Origin of the sequence: Halorientalis pallida (genome assembly GCF_004118325.1) — an archaeon.
Taxonomy (GTDB): domain Archaea; phylum Halobacteriota; class Halobacteria; order Halobacteriales; family Haloarculaceae; genus Halorientalis; species Halorientalis pallida.
Window position 1 is genome coordinate 1 of record NZ_RDFA01000003.1, and the last position, 18,056, is coordinate 18,056.

General features: G+C 66.5%; 16 protein-coding genes and 1 pseudogene. 8 read left to right on the forward strand and 9 right to left on the reverse strand.

Features of this window, described 5'->3' with window-relative positions; translation table 11 throughout:
* Window positions 1–545: 545 nt before the first annotated feature.
* The 3 genes from EAF64_RS20925 (at window position 546) to EAF64_RS08680 (ending at window position 2,817) form a co-directional block, all read left to right on the forward strand.
* Window positions 546–707, forward strand: a complete 162-nt coding sequence (locus EAF64_RS20925) for a hypothetical protein (protein WP_193767624.1) — start codon at window positions 546–548, stop codon at window positions 705–707.
* Between the two features lie 95 nt (window positions 708–802).
* On the forward strand, window positions 803–2,284 hold the full coding sequence (locus EAF64_RS08675) for a hypothetical protein (RefSeq protein ID WP_129068595.1): 1,482 nt from the start codon (window positions 803–805) through the stop codon (window positions 2,282–2,284).
* Between the two features lie 101 nt (window positions 2,285–2,385).
* Window positions 2,386–2,817, forward strand: coding sequence for a universal stress protein (locus EAF64_RS08680; RefSeq protein ID WP_129068596.1), 432 nt, complete (start codon window positions 2,386–2,388; stop codon window positions 2,815–2,817).
* A 12-nt stretch (window positions 2,818–2,829) separates the two neighbouring features.
* On the opposite strand, the gene EAF64_RS08685 is transcribed toward EAF64_RS08680, so the two are convergent.
* From EAF64_RS08685 to EAF64_RS21730, 3 genes and pseudogenes are all read right to left on the reverse strand, one after another.
* Entirely contained in the window at window positions 2,830–3,762 is a 933-nt protein-coding gene (locus EAF64_RS08685; protein WP_129068597.1) for an ArsA family ATPase, read from the reverse strand.
* Window positions 3,763–3,817: 55 nt separating this feature from the next.
* Window positions 3,818–4,264, reverse strand: a complete 447-nt coding sequence (locus tag EAF64_RS08690) for a pyridoxamine 5'-phosphate oxidase family protein (RefSeq protein ID WP_129068598.1) — start codon at window positions 4,262–4,264, stop codon at window positions 3,818–3,820.
* 74 nt (window positions 4,265–4,338) lie between these two features.
* Window positions 4,339–5,558 (reverse strand): annotated as a pseudogene (locus EAF64_RS21730) (CBS domain-containing protein).
* Between the two features lie 188 nt (window positions 5,559–5,746).
* Here EAF64_RS21730 and EAF64_RS08700 point away from each other — a divergent pair.
* Together EAF64_RS08700 and EAF64_RS08705 are read left to right on the forward strand one after the other, a co-directional pair.
* On the forward strand, window positions 5,747–6,385 hold the full coding sequence (locus tag EAF64_RS08700; RefSeq protein WP_129068599.1) for a dienelactone hydrolase family protein: 639 nt from the start codon (window positions 5,747–5,749) through the stop codon (window positions 6,383–6,385).
* 88 nt (window positions 6,386–6,473) lie between these two features.
* A complete protein-coding gene (locus tag EAF64_RS08705) occupies window positions 6,474–7,184 on the forward strand; it encodes a dolichyl-phosphate hexose transferase (protein WP_129068600.1) in 711 nt (236 codons plus the stop codon).
* Between the two features lie 6 nt (window positions 7,185–7,190).
* Here EAF64_RS08705 and EAF64_RS08710 read toward each other — a convergent pair whose 3' ends face one another.
* From EAF64_RS08710 to EAF64_RS08735, 6 genes are read right to left on the reverse strand one after another with little or no spacing between them, the layout of a single operon-like run.
* On the reverse strand, window positions 7,191–7,781 hold the full coding sequence (locus EAF64_RS08710; RefSeq protein ID WP_129068601.1) for a gluconate 2-dehydrogenase subunit 3 family protein: 591 nt from the start codon (window positions 7,779–7,781) through the stop codon (window positions 7,191–7,193).
* Between the two features lie 24 nt (window positions 7,782–7,805).
* Window positions 7,806–9,839 carry an ArnT family glycosyltransferase gene (locus tag EAF64_RS08715; RefSeq protein WP_129068602.1) on the reverse strand — a complete coding sequence of 678 codons (2,034 nt, stop codon included), beginning with the start codon at window positions 9,837–9,839 and terminating at the stop codon, window positions 7,806–7,808.
* The gene (locus EAF64_RS08720; RefSeq protein WP_129068603.1) at window positions 9,820–10,977 is read right to left on the reverse strand and encodes an ABC transporter ATP-binding protein; all 1,158 of its coding nucleotides are present in this window, start codon (window positions 10,975–10,977) and stop codon (window positions 9,820–9,822) included. The genes EAF64_RS08715 and EAF64_RS08720 overlap by 20 nt, the downstream gene beginning before the upstream one ends.
* Window positions 10,977–12,629 carry an ABC transporter permease gene (locus EAF64_RS08725; protein WP_129068604.1) on the reverse strand — a complete coding sequence of 551 codons (1,653 nt, stop codon included), beginning with the start codon at window positions 12,627–12,629 and terminating at the stop codon, window positions 10,977–10,979. Before EAF64_RS08725 ends, EAF64_RS08720 begins: the two co-directional genes overlap by 1 nt.
* Window positions 12,626–13,834 (reverse strand): extracellular solute-binding protein, encoded by a 1,209-nt coding sequence (locus tag EAF64_RS08730; protein WP_129068605.1) that lies wholly within the window; start codon window positions 13,832–13,834, stop codon window positions 12,626–12,628. The genes EAF64_RS08725 and EAF64_RS08730 overlap by 4 nt, the downstream gene beginning before the upstream one ends.
* Before the next feature lie 42 nt (window positions 13,835–13,876).
* The gene (locus EAF64_RS08735) at window positions 13,877–15,040 is read right to left on the reverse strand and encodes an alpha-1 4-glucan-protein synthase (protein WP_129068606.1); all 1,164 of its coding nucleotides are present in this window, start codon (window positions 15,038–15,040) and stop codon (window positions 13,877–13,879) included.
* 229 nt (window positions 15,041–15,269) lie between these two features.
* Between EAF64_RS08735 and EAF64_RS08740 the strand changes: the two genes are divergently transcribed.
* From EAF64_RS08740 to EAF64_RS08750, 3 genes are read left to right on the forward strand one after another with little or no spacing between them, the layout of a single operon-like run.
* Window positions 15,270–16,010 (forward strand): beta-ketoacyl-ACP reductase, encoded by a 741-nt coding sequence (locus EAF64_RS08740; RefSeq protein ID WP_129068607.1) that lies wholly within the window; start codon window positions 15,270–15,272, stop codon window positions 16,008–16,010.
* 1 nt (window position 16,011) lies between these two features.
* Window positions 16,012–17,592, forward strand: coding sequence for an acyl-CoA carboxylase subunit beta (locus EAF64_RS08745; protein WP_129068608.1), 1,581 nt, complete (start codon window positions 16,012–16,014; stop codon window positions 17,590–17,592).
* Entirely contained in the window at window positions 17,589–17,903 is a 315-nt protein-coding gene (locus tag EAF64_RS08750) for a hypothetical protein (RefSeq protein WP_129068609.1), read from the forward strand. The genes EAF64_RS08745 and EAF64_RS08750 overlap by 4 nt, the downstream gene beginning before the upstream one ends.
* Window positions 17,904–18,056: the final 153 nt, after the last annotated feature.

Sequence of the window (18,056 nt, forward strand, 5' to 3'; positions counted from 1 at the left end):
GCATGGCTAAATCGGACTCCGATAGCAATGGCCTCCGGCAGGATCAACCGGAATGCATTCCCCAATCATGGGGGGCTGGCGGAGACACGCTATGTGTCCGTCATTCGGTGACGAGGTATCGAGATATTCGATAGTGTATCACCGAACTGTCGAGGCTCACATCAGATACCATCTGTACGGCGAGGCCGCAGGGGTGGAATCCTCATACTTTCGTCCGCCCCACGAACGGTCGTGGGGAGCGAGACGCCACTGCGTGGAATCTCGCTCACAACGCCATCATCGACGAGGAAACTCGTCTAGGGTGTGGATGGCGTAGCGGGCGACCTCCGCTCGCCGCCATCCGTCGTGTGCATTTCATTCGATGAGGGTGGTACATAAATACCCGTCGATAGAGCCGCCCGTGTGCGAACTGAGACCACAATACGGGACCGCACTTCTCATCCGCCGAAAACGACTTCCAGAGCGATACGTCTCCGGCGAGTTCGGACGTCCTGAAACCCGCAGCGCACCCCGGCGAGTGTCCTGTCCAACGGCTGGATTCGAGCGTGCTCGTCGGTTTCCACACGTCTCGCGCCCGAAGGCGAAACCAACCGATCCTCGACCGACCGGACGCGCGCACGACTCGAACCATCACGGTCGAGGGAGACGCCGACGTCGGGACGCTCGACGACGCGGTCGACGAGGCCGGGTACGGCGCGTCCGCGTGAACACTCCGGAGCGGGCGATCCGTCGGCGGCGGTTACGGGATCGTTTCGGCACGAACCACTAAGTCGAGTGGTTCCGAAGTGTTGACAACTGCAGAATGGGTGACGACACGACGTCCGGCGTCCGGATCGGCGCTGTCGATCCGCCGCCGTGCAAGCGACCGCTGGAGGCCATCGAACGCGACGGGGAGTGGATCGTTCGCGAGTACTACCGACGGACCGACGACCCCGACGACGGTGTCTTCACGTTCGGGACGTACGACTCGCGGATCGACGCGATGCGAGACGGCCAGCGCGTTCTGAAGCGTCGTCGCCATCCCTGTCTGTTGCGGTGGGACACCGAACGAAGTGTGGGTGGGCTCTACTGGAATCCAGCCTTCGAGACGCTCGCCGTCGAGTACAGCGACCTGCTCCGGTCGTGGGTCGTGACGGCGAAAGACGACCACTTCGTCTTCCAGGCCTCGGACTCGACCGAGGGGGCGTACCAACTCGGCAAACTGGTACTGGAACAGTACGACTTCAGGACCGTCGAGTTCTACACGCGCGAGGGAGAACTCGAGACGGAGCGGGATCACCGATTCCTCCGACACGATATCACGAAGTCCGGCGTCCGGTTCAAGCGTGGGCAGGTACCCGCGAGCGTCGAGCGGCCGGCACCGCCGCCCGAGGAAGCCCTGCGAACGGAATCGGAATCCGTCGACGAGGAGGGACAAAAGGCGAGCGAGGTCATGAACACACTGGCCTCCGTCATCCCCGACATCACGAAGCTGGAAGCGCTAGACGTCGACGGACCGGTCTACCGCTACCGGACCCCCTGGGACGAGACGCGGGCGCACGTCCTGATACTGAACCCGGACCATCAGGACCATCGGACGCTCAAACACGTGTTCGGGGACGCGGTCGAGTCCTGGCGGACGCTGGCCGAGCACGAGACCGTAGCGACGATCCACGAAACCGGGGGCGAACCCGCGACGTGGGTCGTCTTCGAGGCGAGCGCCACGCCGATCGCGGACCTCCGGGAGAACACGTCGACCCGCGAGCGGATCCGACTCCTGACGGGACTTGGGTCGGCTGTCACGGCCGCCCAGCAGCGCGGTATCTACCGGACTGACCTCGAACCCGACAGGATCGGAGTCGACACGGCGGACGCTTCGGGCGTCGATCCGGGTGGCCTGCGACGCGACCAGTCGGATTCCGGACCGTCCCCCAGCGTGTCAGGTCTCGGTCTCCATCGACGGGTGAGTGAGGCCGTCGACCGATACGACGCGAGTCGGTACATGGCGCCCGAGCAACTTCGCCAGGAAGCGACGCCGACGACGCCGGTCTACCGGCTCGGAGCCGTGGCGTACTGGCTCCTGACTGGAACGGAACCGTACCACACCCGCCAGGACTTCACGACTGCGATCAGGGAAGGCGACCTCACACCACCGCACGAACTCGCCCAGTTGCCAGCGGCTGTGAGCGACTGTGTGGGGAAAGCGATGCACAGCGATCCGAACGCGCGCCACCGTACCGGTACAGCGTTCGTCCAGGCGCTCGCGCGAGCGCTCGGCGTGAACGTGTCACCGGCGCGCGAATAGCAGCCCCGCACCGCGTACTGCCGAACCGGTGTCCGTTCCGGTCGTTACAGGCCGGTGAAAACTCACGGTACGCCTTTTGCCCGGGACGTGGAACGACCACTATGTACGATTCTATACTCGTCCCGACCGACGGGAGCGACACGGCACAGGCGGCGGTCGAACACGCCATCGATCACGCGAAGCAATACGACGCGGCCTTGCACACCCTCTACGTGGTCGAGGAACCGCCGACGGACGAAGCGGCTGGCCCGGAAGTCCTCGAATCGCTCGAAACGACCGGTGAGCGGGCGATTCAGAAAGTGATCGACGCTGCCGAAGCCGCCGACGTCGGCACCGTCGAAGGGGTGGTCGGGGAGGGGTCGCCCTACCGTGCCGTCCTCGACTACGTCGACCAGCACGACATCGACCTCGTGGTCATGGGAACGCACGGGCGGACCGGACTGGATCGATACCTGCTGGGGAGCGTCACGGAGAAGGTCGTCCGGTCGGCGCCAGTGCCGGTCCTCACCGTCGGCTCGGCGTCGGCCGACTGACTGACCCGCCGTTCAGATGTCGATCCGGTCGGCCAGCCGTTCGAGCGCGTCGCGACCGTAGGCTTCGGGGCCGAGGTCCGGGAGTACCTGGATCGCCCTGTCGGAGAACGCCTCGCGGATGCGGTCCAGCTGGCGCTGGTGACTCTCGTAGCGGTCCCGACACCGCGGACACCCGTCCTCGGCCGTCTCCAGCACACGGTTGACGAGCAACGTCTCGACGGGCACGTCGTACGATTCGAGTCGGTCGACGAGTCGCCGCGTTTCCTCGATAGCCAGCGTCTCGGGCAGGAGGACGACACGGAAGTCCGTCCGCTCGGGGTCTCGGAGGAGTCCGGCGACACGGTCCATCCGGTCGCGAAACGCCTCGATCTCGTCCTGGCCATCGCCTTTCCCCCAGAAGGCGGCCGGGCCCATCACCATACTGCGGGCCGTGTCCACGAGCCGCCTGACCTCACCTCTGACCTTCGTCGCGGTCGAGAGCGACTCGCTGAGGACGTCCGGCAGCGTCAACAGCCGGAGTGTGTGCCCGGTCGGTGCGGTGTCGAAGACGACCCGATCCCACTCGTCGTCGGCGTAGTCCAGAAAGAACTGGAGGGAGGCGATCTCGTCGCTCCCCGGGACGAATCCGGCCTGGAACAGTCGTTCGACGTCCTCGTCGGTCAAGGCGATGCCGGCGTCCCGGAAGTCGGCGGCCAGCGACGCGACGATCTCCTGGTAGGCCGCCTGTCCCTGCTCCGGGTCTGCCTCGACGCCCCAGAGGTCGTCGTCGATGGCCGTCGGTTCGCCGGTCAGGGGCACGTCGAACGCGTCGCCAAGCGAGTGTGCCGGGTCGGTCGAGACGAGCAGCGTCCGTTCGCCACGGCCCGCGAGTTCGAGCGCGGTCGCGGCCGCACACGTCGTCTTGCCGACGCCACCCTTTCCACCGTACAGGACGAATTTCGGCATGTCTACCGAAACGGGCGACAGCCACAAATACTCGGCCCCGACGGTTCCGTCGCCGTCACTCGGACGGCACTTCTCTCCGTCCGGAGACACGGTCCGGCACCAGCCTGACGGTCCGGAACGCGACCTCGTCGCGGGGGCGGTCAAAGATGTCGACCGCGGGGATGCGGACGTCCCACAGCTCGTGGACGGCGCTGGCGTCGTACGGCAACTCGTCGAGGACTTCGAGCGATCCAGTAGCGACGACGCTCCACCACCGTCCGTCGACCCGGCCGAACGTGGTGAACGCGACCGGGTTGTCGAGGACGGCTCTCTTCTCCGCGCCGGATGGCACGGAGAGTTTGAAAAAGAGGTTGCCCGTGGCTGCGTTGTACCCGTACGAGACCGGGCGCAAGACGGGTGGCCGGTCCGATCCGGTCGCGAACGACAGCGCACCGACCCCGCCGCGTCCGAGGAATGTCTCTATCTCACCGTCGGTCAGGGAAGTCCAGCGGAGCCCCTGCATGTGATATCGTCCCACGTTAGCACGGATAACCGCTTGCATGGGTGTCGATATCCCGAACGGTTCCAGGGCCCCTGTCACTCTTCGAGCAGCCAGCCGAACCGGCGTTCCCAGAACGCCTCGTCGGGGTGTTCCTTGGTGTGGCCGCGGGCCTTCTCGTCCCGGATGCGTCGCTCCATGACGTCCCGGGCCTCGTCGAGGGCGTGCATGGCAGCGTACCCCTCGCCGGAGGCCGTGTAGAGGCCGCGGTCGGTGTGCAGGCGGATTCCTGCGAGCAGCAGGGGCGAGCCCAGTCGTTGCTCGTCGCGTTCCTGGACGTGGATCGTCGCGTCGAAGACGTTCGTGCCCCGCCCGCGTTCGTCGAACCGCTCGATCATCTCGGCGACCTCGTCGTAACTGACGTCCTCGATCAGGTCGGAGCCGCTGATCTGGACGGCCCGGTTGCCGCCGGCTTCCCAGGTGAGCGCATCCAGCACGTCCGTCCCGGTCAGGATGCCGTACGGTTCGCCGTTCGCCGTGACCACCAGCGCGGAAGCGTCGATGTCGAACGTCTCCACGACGGCGGTGTCGAGGGTCGCGTCCGGGTGAACTGTCCGGACCGGTGAGGCCATCACGTCCCGTACGGGAATGGCGAGGGCCACTCGGCGCTCACCTCCGCGCGAACCGAACCCGCCGCTCCGCGTACGGCCGGCGCGCTTCTCGAGCGAACCCACAACGCTGTCGGTATCGCCGGCGTTCCCGCCCCGGTTCGCGCCCGGTGGCTGGATCCGAGGTCCGTTACGTCGTACAGGCTCGGGATACCCACGGTCGACCCGTCGTCGACGACGGGCAGGTGGGCGATACGGTTCTCGCGAAAGCGGTGGAGTGCCTCGCTCACCGCGGTGTCCGGAGTGAGCGTGATCAGTTCCCGGGTGGCGGCCTCGCCAACCGTCGCCGCGTCGGGGGACGACTGTACTGCCGCGAGGATGTCGTCGGCAGTGACCACACCGACGAGTTCCGCATCCTCGGAGACGGGTAGGAGTCGCGTGTCACTGTCGATCATCAGCCGCGCGACGTCGTGGACGTCCTCGTCGGGTCCGAGTCGCGGAACCGACCACGCCAGCGACCGGAGCTTCTCGTTCGGTTGCCGGCGGGAGGTGACGAGCTGTCGGCGCGTGACGACGCCCTCGAACGCGTCTCCCTCGACGATCGCTCCCTGCACGTCGTGATCCTCGACGGTACCGACGAGCGTCGAGACACTCGTGTCTGGACCGAACGCTACGAACGCCCTGGTGACGACGCCTCTAATATCCGTGATCTGTCCGTTCCCCGCACCGAACTGGCCGTTGGCTAGTGGTTCGCCGACACCAGAATCTTCGATTGACCCGCCGAAGAATCCCGCGGTGATTGTCGGTGTCTGCTAACGAAGTGGCACGTATAATCGGTCCGTACGCCCGGCCGCAACGATCCCACCCGCTGAAGGACGCCGGTCACGTCCACGGGAGCATGAGTCAGGAGTCTCAAGACCTCGTGTCGATTCCGGTCGACGGCGTCGAGCTGGAGGGGGCGCTGAAGATGCCGGCCGACGCGGACGGGCTGGTCGTGTTCGCCCACGGGAGCGGGTCGAGTCGAAAGAGTCCGCGAAACAACTTCGTCGCCGACACCGTACGCTCGCGGGGAGTCGGGACGCTCCTGTTCGACCTGCTGACCGAACGGGAGGATCGGAACCGGCGCAACCGCTTCGACGTCCCCCTGTTGACGAACCGGCTCGTCGCGGTGACCGAGTGGGCCCGGGAGCGAGTCGCGACGGCGGACCCGACGCTCGGCTACTTCGGGTCGAGTACGGGCGCAGCCTCGGCGCTCCGGGCCGCCGCTCGCTTCGGTGAACGAATCAGTGCCGTCGTCTCCCGGGGTGGACGGGTCGACCTCGCCGCGGACGCGCTCACGTCGGTTCGCGCGCCGACACTGTTGATCGTCGGCAGTGAAGACCGACAGGTGCTGTCGTCCAATCGGACGGCGGCCGACCGCCTCCCCGGCCGCGCGGAACTGCACGTCGTCGAGGGCGCGGGCCACCTCTTCGAGGAGCCGGGCGAACTCGAAGCGGTTGCGACGGTCGCCGCCGACTGGTTCGCCGAGTGGCTCTAACCGACTACCCGCACCGTCTGGTCGGTTCGCCGACACTAGTTTTGGCGAACCTAAAAGTTCAAGAGGCCCACGTGCAGACGGGTACACAATGAGTCTTCAGCAGGCGCGTGCGGAGCACGAGCGGTTCACGTTCGACGACTTGAGCGTCGTGATGGGAACGTACAACGAGGAGGCGGCGATCGGTACGGTCCTCGAGGACATCGACGACGTGACCGGCGGCCGTGCCGAGGTCGTCTGTGTCGACGGATCCGACGACCGGACACCGGAGATCGCCCGCGAGCACGGTGCGCGGGTCGTCGAACAGGAGCCCCAGGGCTACGGTGTCGCGGTCGAGGCGGCGCTCCAGGCTGCGGACGACCCAGTCGTGGTCACGACCGACTGCGACGACACGTACCCGATGGAGCGGTTGCCCGACTTCCTGGACCGGATCAACGAGGGCTACGACGTGGTCAGCGGCGACCGCCTCTACCACGGTGCCGACACCATGCCGGCGTTCAACCGCTTCGGGAACCACGCCTTCGCCGCGCTGGCGAGCGTCCTGCTCGGGAAACGGGTCCACGACACGACCACGGGGATGCGTGCCTACCGGAGCGAAGTGATCGAGAAGATCGACTGGACCGAGAACACGGGCCTGTCGGCGGAACTGCTGATCCGTCCCCTGATGCGGGAGTACGACGTGTGTGAGATCCCTATCGAGTACGGCGAGCGCGCGGGCGAGACGAAACTCGACCCGATCAGCGGGGGCTACGCTATCGCCAAGTCCATCGTCACGGTCTCGGTCGAAGAACGACTGCGCTGACCGCGGCTAGTTCTGGGGCCCCGACTGCGGGCCACGCCGATAACTGGTCGTCCCACCGGGGTGACCCTGGGGGTTCTCGATGCCGACCAGCTCCCCACCGGTCGGGGAAGCATAGAGGGCGAAGAGCAGGTCGTTGATCAGGTAGTAGCGCACGCGCTGGACGTTCCCACCGTCGGGGTCGGGATCGATGGTGTCCGCGTTCATGCGCTCGAACGCTTCCGTCCGGTTCGCCCGTGAGAGCGACGCGTAGGCGTCCACGTCGTACCACGTACTCACGTAGTCGTCGAGGTAGGTCACGGTCTCGTGGATCTCGGTCGCCCGGTCGGGGTCGTCAGCGACGCGCCCACGCAGAAAGTCGGTCACGAAGCGCTCGACGTCCTCGAGGGCGGAGGGATAGATCGCCTCCGCGACCGCCACCGCGGTCGTCAGTTCGTGCTCCGAAAGACTCGGTGTCTCCTCCTCGGAACCGGTCGGCGTGGTCGTCCTTCGGTCCTCGTTCCCGGCGTCGTCGTCCCCCGACTCCGACAGCGCCAGCGCACCGCCCGCGACGCCGACAGCCCCCAGCGCCGCGACGGCATCCCGTCGGGTCAGTTCCATAGAGACGAGTGGTCTTTCGGCGGTTTATCGGTTGTCTTCTCCGACCGTCAGGTTCGTCCGGACCGACGCCCAGTCGGGCGAGAGGCCGGGGACGTAGCCGGCTTCCCCGCCACACTCGCCGATGGCGACGCAGCGTTCGACCCGGGGCGTGAGCGCCCGGATACGCCCCTGCTCCCGGCTGACCGGGGTCTCGAACCGGTAACTGAAACTCGCCCCGGGACCGCTGTCGACGAAGAGAGTCAACGACACCTCCGCCGGGTCGTCGTACGGGATGGGATCCCGGGACGGCCAGGCCGGGCCGACCAGTCGCGCGGCCCCGTCGGCGAAGCGGACCCGGGCGGTCGCCGGGTTCGACGCGTCGCGCGCGACGACCGTCACGCTCTCATCGTCGGCGGTGAGGGTCGCCGAGACCGTCCGGTAGGTCGCTGGGAGGCCGACCGTCGCGTTCAGCGTGACCGTTTCACCGGCCGCGTGATCGACGGGCTGGATGGCCGCGCCTCGCGGCGCGCCGTCGTACGGTTCCCACTCACCACGGAACGTGTATCGATACAGCCGCCGGTCGGGATGCGCGTCGACGACCGCGAACGGGCGCTCGTCCATGGCGTAGACTGTCTCCCCGTCGAAGTCCGGGTCGTTCCGGAGCGACTGGAACGGGTGGTTCAGCCAGTCGCCGTACGGCGTCGGGAGGAGGACCAGCCCGCCGTCGAGGGACCGCTCCTCGAACGGTTCGTAGGCCCGGTCGTAGGTCTCGGTGGCGAGCGCGTTCATCTCTACTGGCCGCTCGACCTTCGCCGCCGTCGCGGTGCCCAGCACGGCCGCGGTCACGAGGACCACGCCGACGACCACCGCCTGCACCGCCCCGGGGGCGAACCGCTCTCGCGCCAGTTCCCGGACGGTACCGACCAGCGCCAGTGTTCCCACGGCCGCGAACGCCCCGAACGGAAGGAGGAGGTCGAAGTGGTAGTAGGGACCGTGAGAGGCGATCAGTCCGTCGCCGGCCCGCTCCAGCACACCAAGCACGTTGTAGTTGCCCCAGAAGTAGACGTTGCCCACGACGATCGTCCCGATCTGTCCGGCGAGGATTCCCTGCCGGGCCGAGAGCCCGCGCCTGACCGCGACGGCGATGCCGCCGACTGCCAGCGCCGTCCCGAACAGGCCGCCCGCGACCCAGGTCGTCGTCAGTTGTTCGAGCACCACTGCGTTCGACCGGAGGGCGAGGCCGACGGTGTACTCCACGTCGTGCCCGAGAATCTCGTGATAGCCGAAGCCGAGGCCGTCTTTCGGCGCGAACGCCTGGTAAGGAAAGACCAGCGGCGAACCGGTCACGACGGCGTTGTACCCGAGCGAGAGTGCGACACCGGCCAGCCCGAACGCTGCGGTCAGGATCTGTCGCGGGAGCGCGTCGCGGCGCTCGCGCGAGAGCGTCCAGAGCGCGTGGCCGATCACGGGCACGGCGAACAGCACCGCAGTGTACGGCCGAGCGAAGAAGGCCAGTCCGACGGCCGCGCCGGCCGCCCCGGCCCAGCGCCGGTCCCCGCTCTTCCCGGCCCGGAGGTACGCGTAGAGGAACGTGAGGTTCAGCATCGTCGTCGGCGCGTACGGCAGGAAGACGGCCGAGTCGATCAGGAACAGCGGGGACGCGAGCACGAACAGGGCCGCGAGGAGGCCCGTCCGGCGGTCGAACAGGTGCCGGACGATCAGCCCGATCAGTGCGACGTTGGCAGCGGCGATGCCGGCGAGTGCCAGTCGTGGCGTGCCCAGCAACTGTCCAACGGCGAACAACGCAGGCACCACCGGCGCGTACTTCGAGTAGAGCTGGCCCCCGTCCTGGACGAAAAACCAGGGACGGAAGACGTCCTCGACCGGCGGGGAGAGAAACAGCCGACCGTCGAGCAACATCGCCGCCTGCTGGAGGTAGACCGCCTCGTCGTGGTTCAGCGAGTGGTGCGGAAACAGGCGGGTGGCGAGAACCCAGATGGCGATCGCGGCGACGGCGGCGAGCGCGACGACGCCGACGCGCCACGTCCGCGACCGGCTCTCAGTCGTCCCGGAGGCCATCGCTCTCGGTCGGGAACCAGGCGAGCCGGTGGTCGGCGACGAGGTCGACTCTCACGCGACGGTCCAGGTCGAGGTGGTCGGAGTGGTTGTGTTCGCAGTACACCACGTCACCCGAGTCGAGTTCGACAGTGTAGACGAACGAGGGGCCCGTGTACTCGCGTTCGACGATCTCGCCGTCGCCCTCGGTGTCTTCGCTCGGGATCGCCCGCAGGTCGTCGGGCCGTGCCAGCACGTCGATCTCCGCCCCGTCGTACTCCGGGCCGAGCCCCTGGATCATGTCGGTGTCGAGCGTCCCCAGCCCCGTCTCGATGGTGTGTTCGTCGAGGCGGCCGGAGATGAAGCCGGCCTGACCGAGAAACTCCGCGACGAACCGCGATTCGGGTTGCTGGAAGACGATCTCCGGCCGCCCGACCTGCTCGATCTGACCCTCGGACATGACTGCCACGCGGTCGCTGATCGAGAGGGCCTCCTCCTGGTCGTGCGTGACCGACAGCGCGGTGACACCGGTCTCTTTGAGGATGCGGCGGACCTCCTCGCGCATCTGCTTGCGCAGGGACACGTCGAGGTTCGAGAACGGCTCGTCCAGCAGGAGGACGTCCGGTTCCGGTGCCAGCGAGCGCGCCAGCGCGATCCGCTGTTGCTGGCCGCCCGAGAGGTCCTCGGGACTCGCCGACCGATAGTCGGACAGACCGACCAGCTCCAACAGGTCGTCGACCCGGGCGTCCTGTGCGTCACTGTCCCAGTCCTCGATGCCGTACGCGACGTTCTCGCCGACCGAGAGGTGGGGGAAGAGGGCGTAGTCCTGAAAGACCAGACCCACGTCGCGCTGATCGGGCGCGACGAACTGTCCGTTGCCCGCGACGGTCTCCCCGTCGACGGCGATGGTACCGCTGTCGGGACGGAGAAGCCCCGCCAGCAGGCGAAGCGTCGTCGTCTTGCCACAGCCGGAGGGCCCGAGCAGCGTGAGCAGTTCGCCCTCGTCGACCGACAACGAGAAGTCTGCGACGGCGCGTTCGTCACCGAACGTCCGCGTCACGCCGTCGAGTTCGAGGACGACCTCGCGTGACTGATTCTGTTCGTCGGGGGTCGCCGCGACGATCCGTTCCGTCCGCGTCTGTGTCTGAGTTGACTCGGTCATCATGAATCACCTGTTTCCTGTGAGAGGATGACGGCCATCGAGAGGCCGGAGACGACGACGAGGAGCAGCGCCGGCACCGCCGCCTGGCCGTAGAAGCCTGCCTCCTGCACCCGCCAAATGTAGGTCACGAGCGTGTCGAAGCCCAGCGGGCGGAGCATCAGCGTCGCGGGCAACTCCTTCATCGTCGTCAGGAAGACCAGCGCCGCGCCGGCGGCCAGGCCCGGGAGGATCAGCGGGAGCGTCACCGACCGGAAGGCGCTCAGCCGCGACCGCCCCAGCGTCTGTGCCGCCTCGACCAGTTCCCGGTCGACCTGGAGCGTCGAGGTCCGGATCGACCCGATCGCCTGGGGCATGAACCGGACCACGTACGCGAACACGAGCATCGGGATGGTCTTGTAGAACAGTCCGACCGCGTCGACGCCCGTCAGGTCCGCGAGGGTCGGCAGGAGATCGAGACTGAGACTGAGCAGAGCGATAGCCAGCACGATGCCCGGCGTCGCGTACCCGACGTAGGACGCGCGGTCGGCCAGCGCCGCCAGCCGGGAGTCCGCCCGGGCCGACGCCATGGCGATGGGGAGTGCCACGACCACGGACGCCGCAGCCGCGAGCAACGCGAGATTCGCCGAGTTCCAGCCGTATTCCCAGGAGAACGCCACCTGCCCGGCCTCGTAGCCCGGCCCACCCTGGGTGAGCCACATGCCGAAGATGCCGATGGGCACGAGGATGGCGACGGCGAAGACGGCCACCGGAACCAGCAGTGCGGGGTACCGCCACGCACCGAGGTCGAGGTCGACCGCGCCGCGGTTACCCCCGCTCTCGTAGGCCCCGGACTCGTCGACGCCGATGCGGGACTCGATGGCCAGGATGACCGCCGTGACGCCGAGCAACTGGAGCGAGAGGACGGCCGCGTAGTCCCGGGCGAAGGCGTTGTACTGCGCGTAGATGAACTGTGTGAACACCTCCACCCGCATGATATTTGGCGTTCCGAAGTCCGCCAGCGTGTAGAGCGCCACCAGCAGGGACCCGGCGGCGATACCAGGGAGGATCTGGGGGACGGTGACCCGTTTGAGCGCCTCCCAGCGGCCCGAGTTTAGCGTCTGCCCTGCCTCGACGAGGGTGCCGTCGAGCGAGAGTAGCGACGCTCGCGTCGTCAGGAACACGTAGGGGTAGGTGTACAGCGTCAGTACGAACGCGGCGCCGGCGAAGCCGTACACGGAGGGAAGCGAGTCGACGCCGAAGGGTGCCAGCACGTTCGCGAACGCCCCGTTGGGCCCGAACGCCGAGACGAACGCGAAGGCACCGAGGTAGCTGGGCACTGCCAGGGGCAACGCACAGAGGATCGTCCAGAACCGCGAGAAGGGCAGATCGCCCTGCACGGTCAGCAGCGCCAGCGCCACGCCGAGGACGATGCTCGCGGCGGTGACGACCGACACGAGGGCGACGCTTCGAACCAGTACCCCGGTCGTCCGGGACTCGATTGCGAGTTCGACCGCCGTCCAGCCGAGGCCCGCCGCGTCGATGGCGAGCCAGCCGATCGGAAGCACCAGGACCGCGGCGATGGCCGCGCCGAGCATGGTGAGCCCGGAGTCGACGGTGGAGGACCTGTCTGGGGATCGACCGCTCATCCGCTCGAGGTCCTCCTGGCCGCTCATGGGGAAACGTTAGCTGACTCCATCAACTCAATTGTCTCTTGCACGTTCGACAACTCCGAGAGGTCGATGTCCGGCGGGCTGAGCTTGTCGACCGTCGGCAGGCCCGCGACGGGCTTGACTCCTTTGATCATCGGATACGAGAAACTGACCGTCGCGAAGAACTCCTGGGCCTCGGCCGACAGCAGGTGGCGCACGAAGTTGTCGACGAGATCGCCCTTGTCGGTCCCTTTGACCTTCATCACGCCGGAGATGTTGACGAGACCGCCTGCGTCGCCCTCGGTGAACGCGAGTTCCAACGGCGCGTTGGGGCGCTGGTTCTTCACGCGCAGCGCGTAGTAGTGATTGGCGAACCCGGCTGCCAGCGACCCGTTGGCGACGTTCTGCGAGACGGCGTACTCGTTGCCGTAGCGTTCCGTCCCGGCTTCACGCATGTCGACCAGCCACTGGCGGGTCGCCTCCTCGCCGCGGACGAGGCGCATCGCGGTGACGAACGACTTGAACGCGCCGTAGGTCGGGGCCCAGCCCATCGACCCCTGGAGCGCGCTCGTCGACGGGAACTCCTGAACCTTGTTCGGGACGTCCGATTCGCTCAACCGGTTGGTGTTGTACGGGACGGCTCGCGCGCGACCCGCGACGCCGGCCCAGGCGTTGTCGTCGCCGACGAACTGCGAGTTGGCGACGGCGCCGACGGCCTCGTCCGAGAGGGGGTCGTACGCGTCGTTGTCCGCGACGTAACCCAGCGAACTGGCGTCGATGGACCAGAAGACGTCGGCCTGGGACGCGCCGGCGTCGACCTCCTCGACGATGGTCTGTGCCAGCGACGCGGAGTCGTTGCTGCTGGGCTGGACCGAGAAATCCGGGTAGATACTCTCGAGTTTGTTGATCAGGTTGGTGTAGATACCACCCTCACCACCGCCGATGTAGAGGGCGAGGTCGCCGGAGAGGTCGGGCAGATCGTTGATCGACGTACCACCGGGGTAGGGACGGCCCGAAGCCAACCGGCCGGAGCCACGGAAGTTACCCTCGACCAGGGGTCCCGTCCCCCGGAAGTCCGAGACGTTCGCGTTCTGGGGCGTGTTGTTCCCGTCGTCGTCGTTGAACATCCCGAAACATCCGGCTACGGATGCGGTTCCGAGGACGGCCCCGCCCTGCACGAGCCGCCGTCGTGAAACACTCCGTCCGCGAGAATCGACTTCGTCTTCCATGTATCAATTTAGGCCGGCCTAAAACACTTATACCTGCCGGTTCTAGTCGTCTGCGGTCGCAGGCGCGTGTTCCGTGACCGAGCCGGGCCGAATGTGTTCGAGACAGGAGAGCCAGTCCCGCATGAACTCGCCGCAGTAGTTGAGGAACGCGGCGTTCTCGTAGTCGAACTCGCCCTCCGCGAGGGCGTCGGCCATCGCGGCGAACACGCCGGCGTAGGTCTCGGCGTCCTCGCCCACCTCGTCGATGATCTCCCAGACGTGTTCGTTCAGCTCCAGCCCAGGAACCTCGTTGTTCAGGTCCGAGAACGTCGATCGCGGGGCCTTGTTGTGTTCACAGAGCGGGTTCCCGTTGACGATCCGCTTGTCCAGCACGTCACAGGCTCGCTTGAGGAACAGGCCGCTCCAGATGTCGTCGAACCGACCCACGTCCCACTCGTTCTCGTCCATCGGGAGCTGGTAGAACGCGGGGACGACCTCCCGGCGGAAGGCCAGGTTCATCGAACACACGGTGAGGTAGTTGCCCCGCTCGGCGACGAAGTTACCCTCGTAGTCGTCGGTCGAAGTCCGGGTCTGGGCCTGGCCCTGGAGATCGCCGTCCATGAGGATCCGGACCGCGTCGAGGTCGGGGACGTTCGTCCAGAGGCCCTGCGAGGCCACCACGTCGTCGATCTCGATCTCGTCGGTCTCGACCTCCTCGTCCATCGCGCTGTAGGGGTACCCACGGGGATAGAGCCCGTGCTCGTCGACGTTCTGGTAGAGGACGTTCACCCAACGCTCGTCCGACCCGACCGACTCGATGGTGCCTTCGTAGGCGAGGTTCTCGAAGTGGGACCCCCAGAAGTCGAAGTCGGGATGGGGGAGCGTGTCGTCGTCGATGAAGAAGCCGTACTCGAAGTCGTGGGCCCACATGTACAGCAGGCCGAAACTCGTCTGTGCGTGGCTGGCTTCCGGAATCAGGTGAGAGTACTCCGGGACGCCCTGCTCTTCGAACCACTCCTCACGGGCGCTCCCGTCGAAGACGCGGCCATCGACGCCCTCCTCGTCGAGCATCGCCTGCATCTCGTCGGTGTCACAGAAGTCCTCCGTGACGAGCACGACGTGGAGTCGGTCCAGGTCGAAGTCGTGGTCCCGGGCGTTCTCGAAGTACGTCCGCATGCACTCGAACTCGCGAATCGTCGGTACGATAACACAAACGTCTTGCGTCATTTCTTGTCGGTTCTCTTTAGGCCACCCAAAAATACCTGTCGTGTTTTTCCGGCGAGTGGGAATCGACTGCAGTGGTACATTATACACTACCGATTTTGATTAATGTAGTATAAGGGGAACTATTATTTGCCAGTGCATGGGCAAGATTACGTGAAGACAGGGGTGTGGCCACACAGGCGCGCGGGTGAGAGAGCGGGCCCGATTCTGGTCACACCGCAGATAACTAACCATGCTCGAAAATCAGACCTGTGTGGTAACCGGTGCATCACGAGGTATCGGCCGCGGTATCGCGGAGGAGTTGGGCAGTCACGGGGCGAACGTCGTCGTCAACTATCGGTCCTCGGAAGCGGCGGCGCACGAGGTCGCCGACGAGATCGAAGCCGAGGGCGGAAACGCCGTCCCGTTGCAGGCCGACGTGGCCGATCAGGACGAAGTCGACGCGATGGCCGACCGGGTCGCGGAGTTGTACGGACCGGCCGACGTCCTGGTCAACAACGCGGGTATCACCATCGACAAGAAGTTCGAGAACATGACCAAGGACGACTGGGAGACGGTCGTGGACGTGAACCTCGGCGGCGTCTTCAACGCGACCAACGCCTTCTTCGAGGACATCAAGGCCGCCGACGAGGGCCGACTCGTCAACATCTCGTCGGTCGTCGGCCAGCAGGGCAACTACGGTCAGGCCAACTACGCCGCCACGAAGTCCGGCCTCTTCGGCTTCACCCGGACGCTGGCGCTGGAACTGGCCTCGACGGGTTCGACGGCCAACTGTGTCGCCCCCGGATTCGTCGAGACGGACATGCTCGAGGAGGTTCCCGAGCGCGTCCAGCAGAAGATCCTCGACCGGATTCCCCTGAGCCGGTTCGCGACGGTCGACGACGTGGCCGGGATCGTTCGCTTCCTCGCCAGTCGGGACTCCAGTTACATGACCGGCCAGGTCCTGGCCGTCAACGGCGGCATGGAGTGGTAACATGAGCCAGCAAGAGGAGGAAGCGTCCGACCAGGAGGGGCAGTCACCCGTCGAGGAACTTCGCGAACGCCGCCGCGAAGCCGAACTCGGCGGCGGCGAAGCGCGGATCGAGCGCCAGCACGAGAAGGGCAAAATGACCGCCCGCGAACGGGTCGACTACCTGCTCGACGACGGGACCTTCCGGGAGGTCGACGCCTTCGTCGAACACCGCGCCCAGTCGTTCGGGATGGACGAGAAGACGTTCCCCGGCGACGCCGTCGTCACTGGCTACGGCGAGGTCAACGGCCGGAAACTCTTCGTCTTCGCCCACGACTTCACCGTCCTCGGCGGCTCGGTCGGCGAAGTGGTCGCGGACAAGATCTGCAAGGTGATGGACAAGGCCATCGAGAACGGCGTTCCGGTGGTCGGACTCAACGACTCCGGCGGCGCACGAATCCAGGAGGGGGTCGACTCGCTCGTCGGGTTCGCGAAGATCTTCAACCGGAACACCGAAGCCTCCGGCCTCATCCCCCAGATCTCCGCGATCATGGGGCCGTGTGCCGGCGGTGCGACCTACTCGCCCGCGCTGACCGACTTCACGTTCATGGTCGAAGACACCAGCCACATGTTCATCACGGGCCCGGACGTGATCGAGACCGTCACGGGCGAGCAGGTCTCGAAGGAAGAACTCGGTGGCGCGAAAACCCACGCCACGAAATCCGGCGTCGCCCACTTCGCGGAGCGATCCGAGGAAGAGGCGCTGGACGACATCCGCCAACTGCTCTCCTACCTCCCGCAGAACAACATGGCGGACCCACCGCGGGTCCAGCCCTGGGACGATCCGACCCGGACCTGCGATGACCTCGTGGACATCGTGCCCGAGGAACCGCGCAAACCCTACGACATGAACGACGTGATCGAGCGAATCGTCGACGAGGATTCGTTCTTCGAGGTTCACGACGGCTTCGCACGCAACGTCGTCACAGGCTTCGGCCGCCTCGACGGCCGTGTCGTCGGCGTCGTCGCCAACCAGCCCCGGGTCTCCGCGGGCACTCTCGACATCGACGCCTCCGAGAAGGCCGCGCGGTTCGTGCGCTTCTGTGACTCGTTCAACGTCCCAATCGCTACCCTGGTCGACGTGCCAGGGTTCATGCCGGGGACCGACCAGGAACACAACGGTATCATCCGCCGGGGCGCGAAGTTAATCTACGCCTACGCCGAGGCGACCGTCCCGCTCATGTCGGTGGTCGTCCGGAAGGCCTACGGCGGTGCGTACATCGTCATGTCGTCGAAGTTCCTGGGGAGCGACGTGAACTACGCCTGGCCCGGCGCGGAGATGGCCGTGCTGGGCCCCCGTGGCGCGGTCAACATCCTCTACCGCAAAGAGATCGCCAACGCCGACGACCCCGACGCAAAGCGCCAGGAACTCATGGACGACTTCCGCGAGGAGTTCGCCCATCCCTACGGCCCGGCAAAGCGGGGCTACCTCGACGACGTGATCGAGCCACAGAACACGCGCAAGCGCCTCATCGACGACCTGGAACTGCTCGAACGCAAACGCGAGGACACCCCGCCCAAAGACCACGGCAACATCCCGCTATGAGCCGGGCCGAATTCGACATGGATTCCGAGGACGACCTCCTCGAAGTCGATCTGGACGAGTTACTCGCCAGCCTGGAGTTCGAGACGACCGTTCCGACGGAACGGGAAGCGGCGGCCGTCGCGGTGGCCATCGCGACACACCGGACGGATCGGGCGCTCGCAGCCGCCGACGCTGCTGCGGACGACGAGCCCGAGACCGTGCCCGGATGGAAGCTCGACGGACGCCTGCGATCCAACGGTGTCACGCACCGGCGACGGCCGCGGAACGTCGAGCGTGGCAGCGAGTGGCGGGCGGCGTCGCGGTCGCTGTAGGCCGTGGTCGACTTCGCTGCGGATTCCGCGGCGTAGGCGCTGGCGATGATCGCATGGTCAGTAGCGGTCTGGGTCGGAATCGAACTGTCTCTGTTCGACGGTTCGGTACTGGTCGCCGCTGTTTCCGGTCCTGCGTGTGCCCTCGCTATAGCC

Bases quoted from the DNA above. Each gene is read 5' to 3' on its own strand.
- EAF64_RS08675 (WP_129068595.1), top strand. From the start codon at position 803: ATGGGTGACGACACGACGTCCGGCGTCCGGATCGGCGCTGTCGATCCG.
- EAF64_RS08680 (WP_129068596.1), top strand. From the start codon at position 2,386: ATGTACGATTCTATACTCGTCCCGACCGACGGGAGCGACACGGCACAG.
- EAF64_RS08685 (WP_129068597.1), bottom strand. From the start codon at position 3,762: ATGCCGAAATTCGTCCTGTACGGTGGAAAGGGTGGCGTCGGCAAGACG.
- EAF64_RS08690 (WP_129068598.1), bottom strand. From the start codon at position 4,264: ATGCAGGGGCTCCGCTGGACTTCCCTGACCGACGGTGAGATAGAGACA.
- EAF64_RS08700 (WP_129068599.1), top strand. From the start codon at position 5,747: ATGAGTCAGGAGTCTCAAGACCTCGTGTCGATTCCGGTCGACGGCGTC.
- EAF64_RS08705 (WP_129068600.1), top strand. From the start codon at position 6,474: ATGAGTCTTCAGCAGGCGCGTGCGGAGCACGAGCGGTTCACGTTCGAC.
- EAF64_RS08710 (WP_129068601.1), bottom strand. From the start codon at position 7,781: ATGGAACTGACCCGACGGGATGCCGTCGCGGCGCTGGGGGCTGTCGGC.
- EAF64_RS08715 (WP_129068602.1), bottom strand. From the start codon at position 9,839: ATGGCCTCCGGGACGACTGAGAGCCGGTCGCGGACGTGGCGCGTCGGC.
- EAF64_RS08720 (WP_129068603.1), bottom strand. From the start codon at position 10,977: ATGACCGAGTCAACTCAGACACAGACGCGGACGGAACGGATCGTCGCG.
- EAF64_RS08725 (WP_129068604.1), bottom strand. From the start codon at position 12,629: ATGAGCGGCCAGGAGGACCTCGAGCGGATGAGCGGTCGATCCCCAGAC.
- EAF64_RS08730 (WP_129068605.1), bottom strand. From the start codon at position 13,834: ATGGAAGACGAAGTCGATTCTCGCGGACGGAGTGTTTCACGACGGCGG.
- EAF64_RS08735 (WP_129068606.1), bottom strand. From the start codon at position 15,040: ATGACGCAAGACGTTTGTGTTATCGTACCGACGATTCGCGAGTTCGAG.
- EAF64_RS08740 (WP_129068607.1), top strand. From the start codon at position 15,270: ATGCTCGAAAATCAGACCTGTGTGGTAACCGGTGCATCACGAGGTATC.
- EAF64_RS08745 (WP_129068608.1), top strand. From the start codon at position 16,012: ATGAGCCAGCAAGAGGAGGAAGCGTCCGACCAGGAGGGGCAGTCACCC.
- EAF64_RS08750 (WP_129068609.1), top strand. From the start codon at position 17,589: ATGAGCCGGGCCGAATTCGACATGGATTCCGAGGACGACCTCCTCGAA.